The organism is Streptomyces sp. NPDC040405 (assembly GCF_055595765.1).
The window spans coordinates 128,954-145,505 of sequence record NZ_JBVIVI010000006.1; the positions used below are offsets into that span (position 1 = coordinate 128,954).

General features: G+C 74.6%; 15 protein-coding genes. 10 read left to right on the forward strand and 5 right to left on the reverse strand.

Features of this window, described 5'->3' with window-relative positions; translation table 11 throughout:
• The first annotated feature begins 48 nt into the window (after positions 1–48).
• Positions 49–786 carry a PaaX family transcriptional regulator C-terminal domain-containing protein gene (locus tag ACZ59A_RS24920; RefSeq protein WP_470962164.1) on the forward strand — a complete coding sequence of 246 codons (738 nt, stop codon included), beginning with the start codon at positions 49–51 and terminating at the stop codon, positions 784–786.
• A gap of 11 nt (positions 787–797) precedes the next feature.
• On the opposite strand, the gene ACZ59A_RS24925 is transcribed toward ACZ59A_RS24920, so the two are convergent.
• The 3 genes from ACZ59A_RS24925 to ACZ59A_RS24935 all read right to left on the reverse strand — a co-directional run bounded on the left by ACZ59A_RS24925 (position 798) and on the right by ACZ59A_RS24935 (position 4,277).
• The gene (locus ACZ59A_RS24925) at positions 798–1,802 is read right to left on the reverse strand and encodes a LacI family DNA-binding transcriptional regulator (RefSeq protein ID WP_470962167.1); all 1,005 of its coding nucleotides are present in this window, start codon (positions 1,800–1,802) and stop codon (positions 798–800) included.
• A gap of 74 nt (positions 1,803–1,876) precedes the next feature.
• Positions 1,877–2,857 carry an acyl-CoA dehydrogenase family protein gene (locus ACZ59A_RS24930; RefSeq protein ID WP_470962170.1) on the reverse strand — a complete coding sequence of 327 codons (981 nt, stop codon included), beginning with the start codon at positions 2,855–2,857 and terminating at the stop codon, positions 1,877–1,879.
• Positions 2,858–3,119: 262 nt separating this feature from the next.
• Complete coding sequence (locus tag ACZ59A_RS24935; protein WP_470962173.1) at positions 3,120–4,277, reverse strand: acyl-CoA dehydrogenase family protein; 1,158 nt, start codon at positions 4,275–4,277, stop codon at positions 3,120–3,122.
• Positions 4,278–4,331: 54 nt separating this feature from the next.
• Here ACZ59A_RS24935 and ACZ59A_RS24940 point away from each other — a divergent pair, with 54 nt between their 5' ends.
• From ACZ59A_RS24940 to ACZ59A_RS24965, 6 genes are all read left to right on the forward strand, one after another.
• Positions 4,332–5,117, forward strand: a complete 786-nt coding sequence (locus ACZ59A_RS24940; protein WP_470963115.1) for an SDR family oxidoreductase — start codon at positions 4,332–4,334, stop codon at positions 5,115–5,117.
• A gap of 66 nt (positions 5,118–5,183) precedes the next feature.
• Complete coding sequence (locus tag ACZ59A_RS24945) at positions 5,184–5,771, forward strand: TetR/AcrR family transcriptional regulator (RefSeq protein ID WP_468044895.1); 588 nt, start codon at positions 5,184–5,186, stop codon at positions 5,769–5,771.
• Positions 5,772–5,784: 13 nt separating this feature from the next.
• On the forward strand, positions 5,785–6,942 hold the full coding sequence (locus ACZ59A_RS24950; protein ID WP_470962176.1) for an acetyl-CoA C-acetyltransferase: 1,158 nt from the start codon (positions 5,785–5,787) through the stop codon (positions 6,940–6,942).
• Between the two features lie 293 nt (positions 6,943–7,235).
• Positions 7,236–7,658, forward strand: coding sequence for a septal ring lytic transglycosylase RlpA family protein (locus tag ACZ59A_RS24955; protein ID WP_470962179.1), 423 nt, complete (start codon positions 7,236–7,238; stop codon positions 7,656–7,658).
• A 9-nt stretch (positions 7,659–7,667) separates the two neighbouring features.
• Complete coding sequence (locus ACZ59A_RS24960; protein ID WP_470962182.1) at positions 7,668–8,321, forward strand: cell wall protein; 654 nt, start codon at positions 7,668–7,670, stop codon at positions 8,319–8,321.
• The gene (locus ACZ59A_RS24965; protein ID WP_470962184.1) at positions 8,318–9,208 is read left to right on the forward strand and encodes a MauE/DoxX family redox-associated membrane protein; all 891 of its coding nucleotides are present in this window, start codon (positions 8,318–8,320) and stop codon (positions 9,206–9,208) included. Before ACZ59A_RS24960 ends, ACZ59A_RS24965 begins: the two co-directional genes overlap by 4 nt.
• Here ACZ59A_RS24965 and ACZ59A_RS24970 read toward each other — a convergent pair.
• The gene (locus ACZ59A_RS24970) at positions 9,197–12,661 is read right to left on the reverse strand and encodes a SpoIIE family protein phosphatase (protein WP_470962186.1); all 3,465 of its coding nucleotides are present in this window, start codon (positions 12,659–12,661) and stop codon (positions 9,197–9,199) included. The two genes, ACZ59A_RS24965 and ACZ59A_RS24970, sit on opposite strands and share 12 nt — an antisense overlap.
• Positions 12,662–12,819: 158 nt before the next feature.
• Between ACZ59A_RS24970 and ACZ59A_RS24975 the strand changes: the two genes are divergently transcribed.
• Positions 12,820–13,668, forward strand: coding sequence for a ribonuclease BN (locus ACZ59A_RS24975; protein WP_470962189.1), 849 nt, complete (start codon positions 12,820–12,822; stop codon positions 13,666–13,668).
• Between the two features lie 78 nt (positions 13,669–13,746).
• The gene (locus ACZ59A_RS24980; RefSeq protein WP_470962193.1) at positions 13,747–14,481 is read left to right on the forward strand and encodes a Mut7-C RNAse domain-containing protein; all 735 of its coding nucleotides are present in this window, start codon (positions 13,747–13,749) and stop codon (positions 14,479–14,481) included.
• Between the two features lie 15 nt (positions 14,482–14,496).
• On the opposite strand, the gene ACZ59A_RS24985 is transcribed toward ACZ59A_RS24980, so the two are convergent.
• Positions 14,497–15,651 (reverse strand): PP2C family protein-serine/threonine phosphatase, encoded by a 1,155-nt coding sequence (locus ACZ59A_RS24985; RefSeq protein WP_470962196.1) that lies wholly within the window; start codon positions 15,649–15,651, stop codon positions 14,497–14,499.
• A gap of 104 nt (positions 15,652–15,755) precedes the next feature.
• Here ACZ59A_RS24985 and ACZ59A_RS24990 point away from each other — a divergent pair, with 104 nt between their 5' ends.
• Positions 15,756–16,544, forward strand: coding sequence for an Fpg/Nei family DNA glycosylase (locus ACZ59A_RS24990; protein ID WP_470962199.1), 789 nt, complete (start codon positions 15,756–15,758; stop codon positions 16,542–16,544).
• Positions 16,545–16,552 lie beyond the last annotated feature (8 nt).

Sequence of the window (16,552 nt, forward strand, 5' to 3'; positions counted from 1 at the left end):
AACTGTAATGGTAGCCGGAAGCGGCGATGGATAAGGTTGCGCACAGTTATGGATGACACCGGAACGCTCACGCTGCGCCCCCTCACGGCGCGCTCGATCGTGCTCAGCACCCTGCTGGGCCACCATCCGCCGCAGCTGCCCGCCCGCGCGCTCGTCCGCGTCGGCGCGCTGTTCGGCACGGCGGAGGGGACGGTGCGGGTCGCCCTCACCCGGATGGTGGCCGCCGGTGACCTCGAACAGCACGGTGGCGCCTACCGGCTCACCGACCGGCTGCTCGCCCGCCAGGCCCGCCAGGACGACAGCCGCGCGCCCCGCGTCCGGCACTGGGACGGCACCTGGGAGATCGCCGTCGTCACCCCCGACCGCCGCCCCGCCCCCGAGCGCGCCGCGCTCCGCCAGGCGATGTCCGCGCTGCGGCTCGCCGAGCTCCGCGAGGGCACCTGGCTGCGCCCCGCCAACCTCGTACGCCCCCGCCCGCCCGTGGTCGCCGAGCAGTGCGGCTGCTTCACCGCCGCCCCGGAGGACGACCCCGCCGCCCTCGCGGCCCGGCTCTGGGACCTGCCGGACTGGGCCGACCGGGCGCGCCGCCTGGTCGAGGCCCTGGACGCGGCGCGGAGCCCGGCCGACCGCTTCACCGTCGCGGCGGCCGTGCTGCGGCATCTGCTGACGGACCCGGTGCTCCCGGACGAACTGCTGCCGCAGGGGTGGCCGGGCGCCGAGCTGCGGGGGAGGTACGAAGCGTTCGAGCGGGAGTTCCGCGGGCAGTTGCGCCAGTACACGCTGTAGTGGCGACGCTGCTACGCCGACCCTCGCAGCACCAGCTCCACGTCCAGCACCACCGCCGGTTCGATCGTCTCCCCGCTTGCCAGCCGCAGCAGCTGACGTGCCAGCCGCCGCCCGATCTCCGCGATCGGCTGCCGCACCGTCGTCAGCGGCGGGTCCGCGTAGCGCGCCGCCTGCACATCGTCGAAGCCCACCACCGCCACGTCCTCCGGCACCCGCCGCCCGGCCTGCCGCAGGGCCCGCAGCACCCCGAGGCCCATCAGGTCGGAGGCCACGAAGACGGCGTCCAGCTCCGGAACCCGCCCCAGCAGCTCCCGCATCGCGACCGCGCCCGACTCCTGCGTGAAGTCCCCGGCCGCCACCACCGGTTCCCGCCCCGCCCCGGCCAGCGCCGTCCGGTAGCCGGTCAGCCGGTCGATACCGGCCACCATGTCCTGCGGGCCCGCGACCGTGCCGACGCGGGTGCGGCCCGAGCGGAGCAGATGCCGTACGGCGAGGGCCGCGCCCCCGGCGTTGTCGACGCCCACGTACGGCAGCGCCGCCGCGCCCGGCAGCCGTTCGTTGCAGACCACCGGAATGCCCATGCGGGCCAGCGCGGCGGGCAGCGGATCGGCGCCGTGCATGGAGGCGACCATGACGCCGTCGACATGGCGCGCCAGGGCGAAGCGCTCGATGCGGTCCCGGCTGGCGGGGGAGCGGGCCATCATCAGTACGAGCTGCTTGTCCGCGTCCTCCAGCTCCTGGCCCACGCCGCGCACCACACCGGGGAAGAACTGGTCGTCGGAGAAGACCCGGCCCGGCTCCTCGGGCAGGACGAGTGCGAACGAGTCGGTGCGCTGGGTCACCAGGCTCCGGGCCGCCTGGTTGGGGACGTACCCCAGCTCCTCGACGGCCCGCAGTACCGCCGTACGGCTGTCCTCGGCGACCCTGGTCGAGCCGTTGACGACGCGGGAGACGGTGGCGCGCGAGACGCCCGCGTGCCGGGCCACGCTCTCCAGGGTGGGCCGGGGCCGGTGCATCCGGGCATACCTCGCTGTTCGCTTCGCCGCCGCTGCTCTCGTCGGTACAGCATGGCCCGGTGTGCGCCCCCTTGTCAGGGCGCGAGCACGCGCGCGCGGCAGACCGAGGGCGAGCCCCAGGCGCCCCGCAGGGCGCGGGCCTTGCGGATCCACAGGGACAGGTCGTACTCGTCGGTGTAGCCGATCGCGCCGTGCAACTGGAGGGCGGTGCGCCCGGCCGCGTACGCCGCGTCGCCCGCCGCCACCTTGGCGGCGGCGACCTCGGCCCCGGCACCCGGCCCGCCCGCCGCGAGCGCGACCGCGGCCCCGTGGAGCAGTGGGCGGGCGAAGGCGAGCCCGATGAGCACATCCGCCAACTGGTGCCGCACCGCCTGGAACGAGCCGATCGCACGCCCGAACTGGGTGCGCTGTTTGACGTACGCCACCGTCCGGTCCAGCAGCGCGAGCCCGACGCCGAGGGACTGCGCGGCGGTGGCGAGGGCGGCCCAGTCCGCGGCGCGCGCGGCGGCCGCGGCGACGGCCGCGCCCCGGGCGAGGGGCTCACCCCCGGGCAGCGGCGGGGCGAGGCGCCGGGCGGGGTCGAGGGAGGCCCGCACCGGGCCGTGCCCAGGGGCGAGCCACAACTCCTCGCCGCGGACGGCGAGGACGGCGTCGGCGGCGTCCGCGTCCAGGGCGAACGGACCGCCGTCGGCCATCGCCACGGTGACCATGGCCTGCCCGGAGGCGATACGGGGCAGCCAGTCCCCGGCCGTGGGCGCCGCCGTCAGCAGCGCCGCAGCGGCGGCCGTCTCGGCCCACGGGCCCGGCACGGCGTGCCGCCCCAGCTCGACGCAGGCCACGGCCAGCTCCACCGGCAGCGGCCCCACCCCCTCGTACGCCTCCGGCACGGCGAGCGCGGTCACCCCGGCCTCGGCGAGCCGACTCCACAGCGCCCGCCCGGGCGCGTGCTCACCCCGCGCCCAGGCCCGCACCGCGCCGGGGGTGTCCGCGGCGGTGAGCATCCGGTCGAGGGTGCGGCCGAACTCGCTCTGCGCCTCGTCCAGCAGGAATCTCATGCGCGGTCGCCTTTCGTCGCGGGTAGCCGTCGCCGTCGCGGTATCCATAAGGCCGGTGGCCCGGGCCCCGTGCTCGGGCCGGGGCCCCAGGGCCCCCGGGCCCAGCGGCTGGGAGCACCCCCGAGCCCGGGCCCCGGAACCCCGGTGGCCGGTGCCGCCGACGCGGGCCGGGGGGCCCGGGAACCCGGGAGCATCCCGGTGGCCGGGCGTCCGGGAACATTCCGGGGCCTCGAGGGGCCTCGAGGGGCCTTGAGAGGCCCGCTCACCGCCTGCTCTTCGGCAGGCCCAGCAGCCGTTCCGCCACGATGTCCCGCTGGATCTCGTTCGTCCCGGCGTAGATCGGCCCCGCCAGCGCGAAGACATAGCCCTCCGCCCAGCCGTCCTCCGCCAGCTCACCGGAGGGCCCCAGCAGGTCGAGGGCCGTTTCGTGGAGGCTGATGTCCAGCTCCGACCAGAAGACCTTGTTGAGGCTCGACTCGGCCCCGAGCTGTTCCCCGGCGGCCAGGCGCGAGGCGCCCGCGTACGCGAAGAGTTCGTACGCGCGGGCGCGGATCACGGCGTCGGCCACCCGGTCCCGCAGGGCCGTGCCCGCCTCGTCCCCGGCGGCGGCGCGCGTCCGCCACAGGGCGGTCAGGCGGCGGGCCGCGGCCGTGTAGCGGCCGGGGCTGCGGAGGGTCAGCCCGCGCTCGTTGCCCGCCGTGCTCATCGCGACGCGCCAGCCCTGCCCCGGCTCGCCGATGACGTCCTCGTCGGGCACGAACACCTCGTCCAGGAAGAGTTCGGCGAAGGCGGGCTTTCCGTCGAGGCGGCCGATGGGGCGTACGGTCACGCCCGGCGCGTCCAGCGGGAACATCAGATACGTCAGCCCGCGGTGGGGCGGCGCCCCCGGCTCCCGGTGGCTGCGGAACAGCCCGAAGGCCCGGTCGGCGAAGGCCGCCCGGGAGGACCAGGTCTTCTGGCCGGTCAGCAGCCAGCCGCCGTCCGTGCGCCGGGCGGTGGAGCGCAGGGAGGCGAGGTCGGAGCCCGCCTCCGGTTCGGACCACGCCTGCGCCCAGACCACCTCGCCGCATGCCATCGGCGGCAGGACGCGGGCGCGCTGTTCGGCGGTGCCGTGGTCGAAGAGGGTGGGGGCCAGCAGGCTGACGCCGTTCTGGCTCACCCGGCCGGGCGCGCCCGCCGCGTAGTACTCCTCCTCGAACAGCAGCCACTCCAGCACCGACGCGCCCCGCCCGCCGTACTCCTCGGGCCAGGTCACCGCCGACCAGCGGCCGGACGCCAGGGTCCGCTCCCAGGCGCGGTGGGCGGCGAACCCCTCGGCGGTCTCCAGGGACGGCAGCGGAGCGGCGGGCACATGGGCCGTAAGCCACCGCCGGGCCTCGGCCCGGAACGCCTCCTGCCGCTCGGTCAGGTCGAGATCCATCGGGCCCCGGGCTCCTTCCCTAACAAGTGTTTGGTAGGTTACCGTGGCGCCGTGATGGACAACAAGCCGTCGTACGTCCCCGGCCACGGCCTGCTCACCGGCCGCACGGCCGTCATCACGGCCGCGGCGGGGGCCGGGATCGGCGGCGCCACGGCCCGCCGGTTCCTGGAGGAGGGCGCCCGGATCGTCATCGGCGACGCCCACGCGCGCCGCCTCGGTGAGACGGCCGCCGCGCTCGCCGAGGAGTTCGGCGCGGACCGCGTCACCGGGCTGACCTGCGACGTCACCGACGAGGACGCGGTGGCGGCGCTCCTCGACCTCGCCGAGGAGCAGCACGGACGGCTGGACGTCGTGGTCAACAACGCCGGTCTCGGCGGCACCGCCGAACTCACCGAGATGACCGACGAGCAGTGGCACAAGGTCATCGACGTCACCCTCGGCGGCACCTTCCGCTGCACCCGCGCCGCCCTCCGCCGCATGAAGGCCCGCGCGTCCGGCGGCGTCATCGTCAACAACGCCTCCGTCGTCGGCTGGCGCGCCCAGGCCGGGCAGGCCCACTACGCCGCCGCCAAGGCCGGGGTCATGGCGCTCACCCGCTGCGCCGCCGTCGAGGCCGCCGCGTACGGGGTGCGCGTCAACGCCGTCTCGCCGAGCCTCGCCATGCATCCCCACCTGGTGAAGGTCACCACGCCCGAACTGCTGGCCGAGCTGACCGAGCGCGAGGCGTTCGGCCGGTACGCCGAGCCGTGGGAGGTCGCCAACGTCATCGTCTTCCTGGCCAGCGGCTATTCGTCGTACATGACGGGCGAGACGGTCTCGGTCAGCAGTCGGCACCCATGAGCGCGGCAGCGGTGAGGCGAGAATGGGAACGTGCCGAAAATCAGCGGGAACAGCAAGAAGACCACCGTGAGCCCGTCCCCCGAGCGGCGCCGCGAACTGCTCTCGACGGCGGCCGAGGTGTTCGCCGCCCAGGGCTACAACGCGACCACCGTCCGCCGGATCGCGGACGAGGCGGGGATGCTCGCGGGCAGCCTGTACTACCACTTCGACTCCAAGGAGTCGATGGTCGACGAGATCCTCTCCACCTTCCTCGACGAGCTGTGGGCGGGGTACGAGGACGTGCTGCGGGCCGGGCTCGGCCCCAGGGAGACCATCGAGGCGCTCGTCACCGAGTCCTTCCGGGAGATCGACCGGCACCGGGCCGCCGTCGCGATCTACCAGAAGGAGTCCCGGCAGCTCGCCGCCCTGCCCCGCTTCGGCTATCTCACCGACTCGCAGCGCAGATTCGAACGGGCCTGGCTGGGCACGCTGGAGCGCGGCGTGGCCGACGGGGCGTTCCGCGCCGACCTCGACATCCGGCTGGCCTACCGCTTCCTGCGCGACACCGTCTGGGTCGCCGCGTCCTGGTACCGGCCCGGCGGACAGCACAGCCCCGAGGAGATCGCCCGCCAGTACGTGTCGATGGTCCTGGACGGCATCACCCCACGAAACTGAAGGAGCAGCAGTGATGGCCGAGGCATTCATCGTCGAAGCGGTACGGACCCCCGTCGGCCGCCGCAAGGGCGGGCTGGCGTCCGTCCACCCGGCCGACCTCGGCGCGCACGTCCTGCGCGCGCTGATGGAGCGCTCGGGCGCCGACCCGGCCGCCGTCGAGGACGTCGTCTTCGGCTGCCTCGACACGGTGGGCCCGCAGTCCGGGGACATCGCCCGCACTTGCTGGCTGGCCGCCGGGCTGCCCGAGGAGGTGCCGGGCGTGACCGTCGACCGGCAGTGCGGCTCCTCCCAGCAGGCCCTGCACTTCGCGGCGCAGGCGGTGCTCTCCGGCACCCAGGACCTGGTGGTCGCGGGCGGTGTGCAGAACATGTCGCAGGTGCCGATCGCCTTCGCCAGCCGCCAGGCGGCCGAGCCGCTGGGGCTGACCGAGGGGCCCTACGCGGGTTCGGAGGGCTGGCGGGCGCGGTACGGCGACCGGCCGGTCAGCCAGTTCTACGGGGCCGAGCTGATCGCCGAGAAGTGGGGGATAGGCCGCGCCGAGATGGAGGAGTTCGCGCTCCGCTCCCACCGGCGCGCGATCCGCGCCATCGACGAGAGCCGCTTCGACCGCGAAGTGGTCCCGTACGGGGACGTCCACACCGACGAGGGCCCGCGCCGGGACACCAGCCTGGAGAAGATGGCCGCGCTCGCCCCGCTCATGGAGGGCGGCAGGCTCACCGCCGCGCTCTCCTCGCAGGTCTCCGACGGCGCCGCCGCGCTGCTGGTCGCCTCCGAACGGGCCGTACGGGAACACGGCCTGACCCCGCGCGCCCGGATCCACCATCTGTCGGTGCGCGGCGAGGACCCGATCCGGATGCTGTCCGCGCCGATCCCGGCCACCGCGTACGCGCTGAAGAAGACCGGCATGACCATCGCCGACATGGATCTGGTGGAGATCAACGAGGCGTTCGCGCCGGTGGTGCTGGCCTGGCTGAAGGAGAGCGGCGCCGACCCGGAGCGGGTCAACGTCAACGGCGGCGCGATAGCCCTGGGCCACCCGCTGGGCGCGACCGGCGCCAAGCTGATGACGACCCTGCTGCACGAACTGGAGCGCACGGGTGGTCGTTACGGCCTACAGACGATGTGCGAGGGCGGCGGCCAGGCGAACGTGACGATCGTGGAGCGGCTCTGACGGCGGGCGGCCGCCTTGCTCGGCGGACGGAGTCCGACGCAGGCGGCCGAAGCCTGTGAGGCCCTCTGGGGCCGAGCGGTGCGAGGGTGCCGTTGGGGGCGGGGTCGATGTGCGAGGGCGGCGGTCAGGCGAACGTGACGATCGTGGAGCGGCTCTGACGGCACGGCGGTGCGCCGCGCCGGGCATCGCGCTGCGCCGCGCCGTGCCCCGCGCGTCCCGCCGCCCCCCGACCCCGGCGCCGGATCGGACCCTTCTGACTGGTGGCTCCCGCAGGGCACCCGCATGATGGCCGCATGGCGTGCGGATCGACCAGTCTCGGGAACGGCGAAGCCACCTGGTTCTGCTGTGGCAACGCCTGGGGCCCGTGTGCCGCCGCGGGTGGCGGCGCCTGCGGGACCTGCAAGTCCAGTGCCCTGCAGGCCGCCTGGCCCAACGCGTCCAAGGCGTGCTGGGACATCACCCGGCCGGACCTGTGCGGCGAGAACCTGCCGCGGCGCGGCTGCGGTTCGGCGATCAAGGTGCGCCATCTGTGCTCCGGCGCGTCCGTCTGCGTCACCGTCAGCGACTGCGGTCCGCGCACCCGGAGCTTCTGCGGCGAGTCCAGCTGCTGCGACGGCAAGTGCCGCGGCAACCGCGTCATCGACCTGACCCCCGCCGCCTTCTCCGCCATCGGCAGCCTCAGCTCCGGCACCCTGCCGGTCTCCCTCTACGAGTGAGGCGGAGCGATGACCGCGCACCGGATTTCCGACCCCCTCGACCGCCGCCGCTTCCTCACCGCCGCCGCGCTGCGCGGCGCGACCGTCGTCGGGACGGGCGTCATCGGCGCGACCGCGCTGGGTGCCGTGGACGCCGACGCCGTCTTCGCCGCGCCCCTGCGCCGCCCCCTGGACCCGGCCGTCCCCGCCAGCGCCTTCGTGGAGGGGCGGATCACCTTCATGGACGGCGGTGTGCTGCATGTGGCGGGCTCCTACGGCGACTACGCCCGGGTCCGGATCACCCACGCCACCAGCGTGTGGAAGGTGCGCGCCACCACCGCCGCGTCGATCGAGACCGGCGACGGGCTCTACGCACGCGGCGTCCCGATGCCCGACGGCACGGTCGCCGCCGACGCGGTATGGGTGAACATCGTGAACCTCCACACCACCATCCGCGGCATCGAGAAGACCCGGCTGCACCTCGCGCACGGCTCCCACGAGATCGTCGGCAACCTCCTCCCGGAGGTCTCCAGCGCCTCGTACTCCGGCGCCGCGCCCACCGCCGACCTCTCCGGGCTGCGCATCGGGCAGGGTGCCGGGGTCCTGGGTGCCTGGCGGCCGTCCGACGACTCCGTGGACATCGTGCGGGTGGCGGTCGGTCCGGGCGCGGGGCACCGCAGATGAGCCCTGCCGCCCTCGGCCTCGTCGCCCTCGATCTCGCCGCGCCGCTGCTCGCCTGGGTGCTGGGCGCGGCCGGTGCGGGCAAGCTCTTCGGTCCCGGCACGGCCCGGTCGGCGCACCGGACCGCGCTGGCCCGGCTGCTGCGCGGTGGCGGCCGGGCGGCGTTCGCACTGCGCGCCCTGGGCGCGCTCGAACTCCTCCTGTGCGCCGCGCTGTTGGCGCTGCCGCCGTCCGTGGCCGCGGGCGGGGCGGCCGCCGCGCTCGGCGCCGGTTTCCTCGGCTATCTGGGGTACGCCCGCGCGACCGCGCCCGGCGCCTCGTGCGGCTGTACGGCGCGGGACGACGGGCCGGTGGGGGCGAGGGCGTTCGCCCGCGCGGCCGTGGTGACGGCGGGCGGTGTCGCCGTGGCGCTGGCCGGGCACCCCTGGTGGGTCACGGCCCCGCGCCACCCGGCCACCACCGGGTGCTGCGCCCTCGCGGCGGCGGCCGGGCTGGTGGTCCTCTCCGCCGGCCGCCGGTGGCGGATGACATGGCGCAGGCTGCGCCTCCGCTACGCCGGACACCCGCTGACCGGAACCCCGGCCGGGGCGCGGGTGCCGGTGGCCGCGACGGTCGAGCTGCTGGAACACTCGCTCGCCTGGCAGGACACCTCGCCCCTGGTGCGGTCGGCGCTGCTGGACCACTGGGACGAGGGCGGCTGGCGCATCCTCCAGTACGCCGGGGTCCACGCGCGCGGCGGCACCGCGCGACCGGCTGTGGTGCTCTTCGCGCTGGACGCGGGGGCGAGCCGGGACGCGGTACGGGAGCCCGCGGTGCGGGTGAGCGTCCTCGACGCCGATACGGGCGAGCCGGTGGCAGCGGGCGACCGGGGGCATCCGCTACGGGGCTGACGCGGCCAGCAGCGCCGTGTCGTCGTCCACCCGGCCCGGGATGTCCAGCAGCCCCAGCGCCCGGTCGATGATCGCCTGAGGGTCGGCGAGGTCGGGCGGGGCGAGCCCGTCGCAGGCGCGCCGCAGCGCCGCCAGGCCGTCGTCGAGGGGCAGATGACTGTTCTCGACCAGCCCGTCGGTGAACAGCAGCAGCCCCGCGCCGGGCGGCAGCCGCGTCTCGTGGCCGGCCGGGGGCCCGTGCGAGAGGCCCAGCGGGGCGTTGGGGCAGACGTCGAGGAAGCTGGTCGTCCCGTCCGCCACCAGCAGCGGCGGCAGATGGCCGCAGGTCGCGTACCGCAGCCGCCGGGTGCGCGGTTCGTACACCGCGTACAGGCAGGTCGCGAAGTGGTCGACGTCCAGGGAGCGCAGATAGGCGTCCAGCTTGCCGAGCAGTACGCCGGGGGAGGCGCGGTCCAGGGCGAAGCCGCGCAGGGTGGAGCGCAGTCGGCCCATCACGGTGGCGGCGTCCACGTCATGGCCCATCACATCGCCGATCGTCAGTCCCATCTCGCCGTCGGGCAGCGCGATGACGTCGTACCAGTCGCCGCCGATCTCGGCGCCGCTGGTGCTCGCCTCGTAGTAGGAGGCGGTGCGCAGCCCCGGCATCTGGGGGAGGGTCTGCGGCAGCAGGGCGCGCTGGAGGGTCATCGCGAGATGGCGCTCGTTGCGGAAGCGGGCCGCGTTGTCGTAGGCGAGGGCCAGCCGGCCGCCCACGCCCTGGAGATACTGCCGGTCGGCCATGGTGTACACGCCCTCGCGCCGGGCGATGGCCAGGGCGCCCAGCATCCGGCCGTGGGCGAGGAGGGGTACGGAGAGCAGGGTGCCGCCGGTGGCGGGCGCGTCGGGGGCGGCGCCCGCGCGCAGGGTGTCGGCGAGGGCCCGGTCCAGCAGCTCGTCCGGGGCGACGGGCTCCCCGGCGGCGTACACGGGCCGCTCGGCGCGCGGGTCGGCGAGGCGGACGCGTATCGCGTCGGCCAGCGCGGGGACGAGCAGTTCCCGGGCGGTGTCCAGGACCTGCGGCGGGTCGAGGGTGTCGGACAGCTGCAGGCTCGCCTGGGACAGCGAGGTGAGCATGTCCGCCTGCCGTCTGCTGTCGCTGAGCACCCGTTCGCGCAGCCGTGACAGCTCCAGGTTGGCGCCGACCCGGGCGAGGAGCTGGCGCGCCGAGAAGGGCTTGGCGAGGTAGTCGTCGGCGCCCGCGCCCAGCCCCCGCACCGTGGCCTCCTCCCCGGCCCGCGCGGTCAGCATGATGATCGGCAGCCGGGTGGTCCGGGGGTCGGCGCGCAGCGCGCGCACCAGCCCGAAGCCGTCCAGGCGCGGCATCATCACATCGGTCAGCACCAAGTCGACGGGGTGCGCCAGGGCGGTGTCCAGCGCGGCACGGCCGTCGGCCGCGAGCAGGACGTCGTGCTCGCGGCCGAGGAGATCGCCGAGATAGGACCGTACGTCGGCGTTGTCGTCCGCGACCAGCAGCCGCGGCCGCCCGGCCGGGACGGGCTCCGGCCCCGGAGTCGGCTCCGGTGGCCCCGGGACGGGCTCCGCTTCCGCGCGGGCGCCCTCCGCCTCGGACGCCCCCGTCGGGAACTCCGCCGCCAGGGGCTCGGGCGGGGCGGTGTCGAGCCAGTGGCGCGCCTCCCGCGCGTACGCGGCGGCGCGTTCGCCTTCGCCCGTCGCGCCCCGTACGGACGGTGCCTCGCGCGTGGCGTCCTCCAGATGCGCGGTGCCGAACGGTATCTCCACCGTGAACTCGGTGCCCCGGGCCGGGACGCTGGTCACCGAGATGGTGCCCGAGTGCAGCTCGACCAGGTCCTTGACCAGCGCCAGTCCGATGCCGCTGCCCTCGTGCGACCGGGACCGCGCCCCGCGCACCCGGTGGAAGCGCTCGAAGAGATGGGGCAGCTCCGCCTGCCGGACGCCGGTGCCGGTGTCGCTCACGGTGAGCCGGGCGTGGCGGCCGTCCGCGGCCATCCGTACCGTGACGCCGCCGTTGAAGGTGAACTTCAGCGCGTTGCTGATCAGATTGAGGACGATCTTCTCCCACATGTCCTGGTCGACGTGGACCGGCTCGGGCAGCGGCGGGCAGTCCACCTCCAGGGTCAGCCCGGCCATGTCGAACGAGGAACGGAAGACGGCCGCCAGCTCGGCGGTCATCCGGGACAGGTCCACCGGTTCGAAGACGCCCTTGAGCCCGCCCGCCTCCACCCGGGAGGCGTCCAGCAGGGTGTTGACCAGCTTCAGCAGCCGCAGCGCGCTGCGCTCCGCCAGCTCCAGCCGGGACCGCCGCCCGGGATCTTCCTCGTCGGCCAGCGCCTGCTGGACCGGGCCGAGGATCAGGGTGAGCGGCGTACGGAACTCATGGGTGATGTCGGAGAAGAACACCGACTTGGCGTGGTCCAGCTCGGCCAGCGTCTCCGCGCGCTGCCGGTGCTCCTGCTGGGTGCGGGCCGCCGACAGGGCCGCCCCGGCGCTGGTCGCCAGCACCTCGAAGAAGTCCTGATAGGCGGCGGTGGCGGGCAGCCGCGGGTTGACGCCCATCACCAGCACGCCCTCCACCGTGCCCGACCGGACCAGCGGATGGGCCAGCGCCTCGTCCTCGTCCATCGCGAACAGCGCGCCCGGGAGCCGGGCCGGTGCCGCGTCACCTACGACGGCCGCCAGCCGCGCCGCCAGGCCCGCCGTCTCCTCGGTCCGGTCCAGCCGCACCTCCCCGATCTCCCGGGCGGCCTCCGCCGGAATGGCGGCCGACGCGGCGAGCTGGAGCCTGCCGGGCTCGGGCGCGAGGTAGAAGGCGGTGAACGGGACGTCCTCCCGGTGGATGTCCAGCATCTCCGCGACCGTCTGGGCGACGTCCCGCGGGGTGCGCAGCCCGGCGGTCCGGGCGCCGAGCCCCGCCAGCAGCCGCAGCCGCCGCTCGCTGAGCACGCGCGACGTGGTCTCGGTGACGAGGCACATCACCCCGCCCACCGTGCCGTCCTCCAGCAGCAGGGGCTGGAAGGAGACGTCGAAGTAGGACTGCTCCAGGAAACCGCGGCGCTGGATGACGAAGGCCCGGTCGGTCACCAGAGAGGGCTTGCGGCTCTCCCATACCGTCTCGAAGAGCGGAGCGGCGGACAGATCCCAGTTCTCGGGGAAGACGTCCCGGCCGGGCCGCCCCAGCGCCCCCGGGTGCTTGGAGCCGATGATGGCCGTGTACGCCTCGTTGTACAGCATCGTGTACGCGGGACCCCAGAAGACCGCCATCGGCTGCTCGGTGAACAGCACGATGCGCAGCGCCTCGACCAGCCGCGGAGGCCAGGCGTCAGCGGCGCCGAGGGGCGTCGCCGACCAGTCGATTCCGCTCATCACCCTGCCGAGCGCACCGCCCTCGGCGAACAGCTCCCCGGCCTGCGTCCGCTGGTTTCCGGGCCCGTTCATCGAGTCAGCTTTCCTCTCACAGTCTGGCACAGTGCCGCCACCGGGCGAGGGCACCGCCGACACCGTGGGTTGCACGGGCATCCGCACTGAGTACGCTGGACGATGCATGACTTACTGGGGCATATCGCATGAACCGGTGGTGGGGGAGTGGGAGTGGTATGTCCGAGAAGTCCCCCGACTCCTCCCGCCACCGCTCGCGGTTCCGGCGGCTGCACCACACGTTCCACCGCTCCCCGGCCGGGCGGGGGTGGCGCCGGGGCAGCGAATTCGAGCTGATGCACCGGGCGTTGGGGTTCGCCGCGCTCGGCTTCCTCACACTGGTGCCGCTGCTGATCGTGGTCGCCGCGGCCGATCCGGTGAACCGGCACGGCTTCGCCCAGTGGCTGGCCGAGGGGCTCGGGGTGTCCGCCACCTCACGGGACGAGGTCCTGGACCTGTTCGCCCCGCCCAGGCGGTCGCTGGAGACCACCACCGCCTTCGGTCTGGCCACGCTGGCCCTCTTCGGGCTGACCTTCTGCGGGGCGGTGCAGACCGGCTACGAGAAGGTGTGGGAGCTGCCCCCGGGCCGCTGGCACACCATGTGGCGCCATCTGGTCTGGCTCGTCGTGCTCATCGCCTACCTGCTGCTCTCGTCCCACCTGGGTCCCGGCCCCACCCGGCTGTTCGTCGCCGTCGTCGGCACGGTGCTCTTCTTCTGGTGGTCGCAGCGGCTGCTGCTCGGCGGACGGATCAGCTGGGGTGCCCTGCTGCCGGGCGCCCTGGCCACGGGCGTGGGGCTGCTGGGGCTGCGGGTCTTCTCCCGGCTGGTGTTCTCGCCGCTGATCGCCTCCAGCGCGGTGTCCTACGGCCCGGTCGGCACCGTGCTGGTCGTCCAGTCCTGGCTGGTCGGCGTCGGCTTCGTGGTGTTCGGCGGCGCGCTCGTCGGACGGCTGCTGCACGAGGAGTATCTGCGGCTGGTGACCTGGCGCCGCAAGCGACGGCGCCTGGAGCGCTCCGGCGACGCCTGACGGGCGGGCGGTCCCGGGCCCGGCCGGGAGGCCGGAACCGCGTCGCCCGGGGCCGGTCACGCCTGGCATGCTGGCGGTGTGAACGGACCGGAGATCCAGCTCAGCCTCGCCCCTGAACTGCGGCTTTTCGCCGCTCCCGAACGGCGCCGGGGCCGCACGGCCGTCGTCACCGACGGCGCGTCCACCCTCGGCCATGTCGTCGAGTCGTTCGGGGTCCCGCTCACCGAGGTCGGCCGCCTGCTCGTCGACGGCCGGGAGACCGCGGTCTCGCATGTGCCGGGGGCGGGGGAGTCCGTGGAGGTGCACCCGGTCGTCCGGCCGCAGCGGGTGCCGGGCGCGCCGCTGCGCTTCCTGCTCGACGTCCATCTGGGCACCCTCGCGCGCCGCCTGCGGCTGCTGGGCGTCGACGCGGCGTACGAGAGCGAGGACATCGGCGACCCCGCGCTCGCCACCCGCTCCGCGGCCCAGCGCCGGGTGCTCCTCTCGCGCGACCGGGGGCTGCTGCGGCGGCGCGAGCTGTGGGCCGGGGCGTATGTCTACAGCGACCGGCCCGAGGAGCAACTGCGCGACGTCCTGAGCCGGTTCGCCCCGTCCCTCGCCCCGTGGACCCGCTGCACGGCGTGCAACGGCCCGCTGGAGGACGCCGACAAGGACACGGTCCGCGAGCGGCTGGCGCACGGCACGCGGAGCACCTACGAGGTGTTCGCCCGCTGCGCCGCCTGCGAGCGCGTCTACTGGCGCGGCGCCCACCACGCCCGGCTGGAGGCGATCGTGGCGGCCGCGCTGGAGGAGTTCGGCGCCCCGGTGCCGTAGCGCCTTCATCGGCCCTCAGGGAGCCGCGCGCCACCCCGGCTCGGCCCCCGTCGCCCGCTCGACGAGGATCATCGCCGCGTCATCGGCCAGCCGCCCCTCGGCGTGGTGGACCAGTGCGTGGCGCAGCCGGTCCAGGTACTCGGTCGGGGTGGCGCCCTCCACGGTCTCCATGGCCTGCGGCAGCGGAAAGAACTCATTGCAGTGGTTGCGCGCCTCCAGCACCCCGTCGGTGTGCAGCAGCAGCCGGTCTCCGACGGCGAACGGGAAGGTCTCGACGCCGATCGGGGGCGGGGTCAGGAACTCGTCCAGGCCGAGCGGCGGAAGCGGGCGCACCGGGCCCAGCGTCCGTACCTTGCGGTCGTGCAGCACCAGTGGCGGGGGATGGCCACGGTTGATCAGCTGGATCATGGCGGTGTCGGGCACCACCTGGGCGAGCAGTACGGTGACGAACTGCTCGGCCCGCTCGTCCCAGTCCTGGAGCCGGGACCGGTCCAGCAGCTCGTATTCGCGGCCCAGCGCTGCCGCGCACCGCTCCATCACCTCGATCAGATCGTGTTCGTAGTGCACGGCCTCCCGGAAGGCGCCCAGGACCGCCGCGGCGGACCGCACGGCGGCCAGCCCCTTGCCGCGTACGTCCCCGACGATCAGCCGCACTCCGTAGCGGGTGCCCACCGCCTCGTACAGATCGCCGCCGATCTGCGCCCCGCGCTCGGCCGCCATGTACACGCTGGCGGTGCGCACCCCGCCCATCCGGGCGGGCAGCGGCCGCAGCACCACGTTCTGGGAGACCTCGGCGATCCGGCGGACCTGGCTCAGCTCCCGGTCCCTGCGCTCCCGGATGGCGCTGCTCGCCACGCTCGCCACGGACACCACGAGCAGCGCCAGCAGGTTCGCGTACACCTGCTGGGTGCCCCAGGCGTGGTTGTGGGTGGCGGTGAGCGCGCTGATCCCCGCGGCCAGCGCCACCACGCCCCCGGTGCCGACCGGTCCCATCGTCACCGCGGCCAGCGCCGGGGCCGGGGTGAGAAGGGGGCCGGTGTAGAGCACATGCGCGGGCGTCAATTCGATGGTGACAACCGCTGCCATGACCACGAAGGGCAGGCACCGCGCGATCGCGAAGAGCGTCTGATTGCGACCGCTCGCTCCCGGCTCGGAGCGGATGAATCGCATATCCAGGTACTTTATCCGACGAGAGCAAAGTTTTGGTTTTGGACCCGTTTTCTCTCCTTTGTGCCCGCCGGGCCGTCGGCCACGGCCCGGCGTAATCTGGCGCTATGCCGGAGCTGCCGGATGTCGAGGGCTTCCGCCGCACGCTGGCCTCCTGCGCGCAGGGGCGCCGGATCGAGCGCGTCGAGGTGGCCGATCCGGGGGTGCTGCGCGGCGTCACGGCGCAGCGGCTGAAGCGCGAGCTGGAGGGCCGCCGGTTCGCCGCTCCGCGGCGCCACGGCAAGTGGCTGATCGCCCCGGCCGAGGGTCCCACGCTCATCCTGCACTTCGGCATGACCGGGGCGCTGGTGTGCCGTTCCGCGGGCGATCCGCCCGAGCGGTTCGGCCGTGTCGCCCTCACCCTCGGCGACGGCCATCAGCTTCGCTACCACGACCAGCGCAAGCTGCGGGGCCTGTGGCTCGCCGCCACCGAAGCCGACGTGGACCGGATTCTCGGCGAGCAGGGCCCGGACGCGCTCTCGCTGGGCCGGGCGGAGCTGGAGCGCCTGCTGGAAGGGCGGCGCGGACGGGTCAAGGCCACGCTGACCGACCAGTCCGTCGTCGCCGGGCTGGGCAATCTGCTCGGCGACGAGATCCTGTGGCGGGCGCGGGTCCATCCGAAGAGCCGGACGAGCGATCTGGGCCCCGACGAGCTGCGGCGGCTGCACACCGCGCTGCGCGGGGTGCTGACCACCTCGGTGCGGGCGGGGCAGGTGCCGCCCCGGCCGTCGTGGCTCACCGGCCACCGCGACGACCCGGATCCGCACTGCCCGCGCTGCCGCCGCCCGCTGCGCCGAGGAAAGATCGCCGGGCGGACCAGTACCTGGTGCCCGAACTGCCAGCCGGAACGCTCCTGATCCGGCCG

Excerpts from the sequence above, each read along its gene's own strand:
- ACZ59A_RS24925 (WP_470962167.1), bottom strand. The coding sequence starts at position 1,802 with ATGCACCGGCCCCGGCCCACCCTGGAGAGCGTGGCCCGGCACGCGGGC.
- ACZ59A_RS24950 (WP_470962176.1), top strand. The coding sequence starts at position 5,785 with ATGGCCGAGGCATTCATCGTCGAAGCGGTACGGACCCCCGTCGGCCGC.
- ACZ59A_RS24935 (WP_470962173.1), bottom strand. The coding sequence starts at position 4,277 with ATGGATCTCGACCTGACCGAGCGGCAGGAGGCGTTCCGGGCCGAGGCC.
- ACZ59A_RS24930 (WP_470962170.1), bottom strand. The coding sequence starts at position 2,857 with ATGAGATTCCTGCTGGACGAGGCGCAGAGCGAGTTCGGCCGCACCCTC.
- ACZ59A_RS24920 (WP_470962164.1), top strand. The coding sequence starts at position 49 with ATGGATGACACCGGAACGCTCACGCTGCGCCCCCTCACGGCGCGCTCG.
- ACZ59A_RS24970 (WP_470962186.1), bottom strand. The coding sequence starts at position 12,661 with ATGAACGGGCCCGGAAACCAGCGGACGCAGGCCGGGGAGCTGTTCGCC.
- ACZ59A_RS24990 (WP_470962199.1), top strand. The coding sequence starts at position 15,756 with ATGCCGGAGCTGCCGGATGTCGAGGGCTTCCGCCGCACGCTGGCCTCC.
- ACZ59A_RS24975 (WP_470962189.1), top strand. The coding sequence starts at position 12,820 with ATGTCCGAGAAGTCCCCCGACTCCTCCCGCCACCGCTCGCGGTTCCGG.
- ACZ59A_RS24955 (WP_470962179.1), top strand. The coding sequence starts at position 7,236 with ATGGCGTGCGGATCGACCAGTCTCGGGAACGGCGAAGCCACCTGGTTC.
- ACZ59A_RS24985 (WP_470962196.1), bottom strand. The coding sequence starts at position 15,651 with ATGCGATTCATCCGCTCCGAGCCGGGAGCGAGCGGTCGCAATCAGACG.
- ACZ59A_RS24960 (WP_470962182.1), top strand. The coding sequence starts at position 7,668 with ATGACCGCGCACCGGATTTCCGACCCCCTCGACCGCCGCCGCTTCCTC.
- ACZ59A_RS24940 (WP_470963115.1), top strand. The coding sequence starts at position 4,332 with ATGGACAACAAGCCGTCGTACGTCCCCGGCCACGGCCTGCTCACCGGC.
- ACZ59A_RS24965 (WP_470962184.1), top strand. The coding sequence starts at position 8,318 with ATGAGCCCTGCCGCCCTCGGCCTCGTCGCCCTCGATCTCGCCGCGCCG.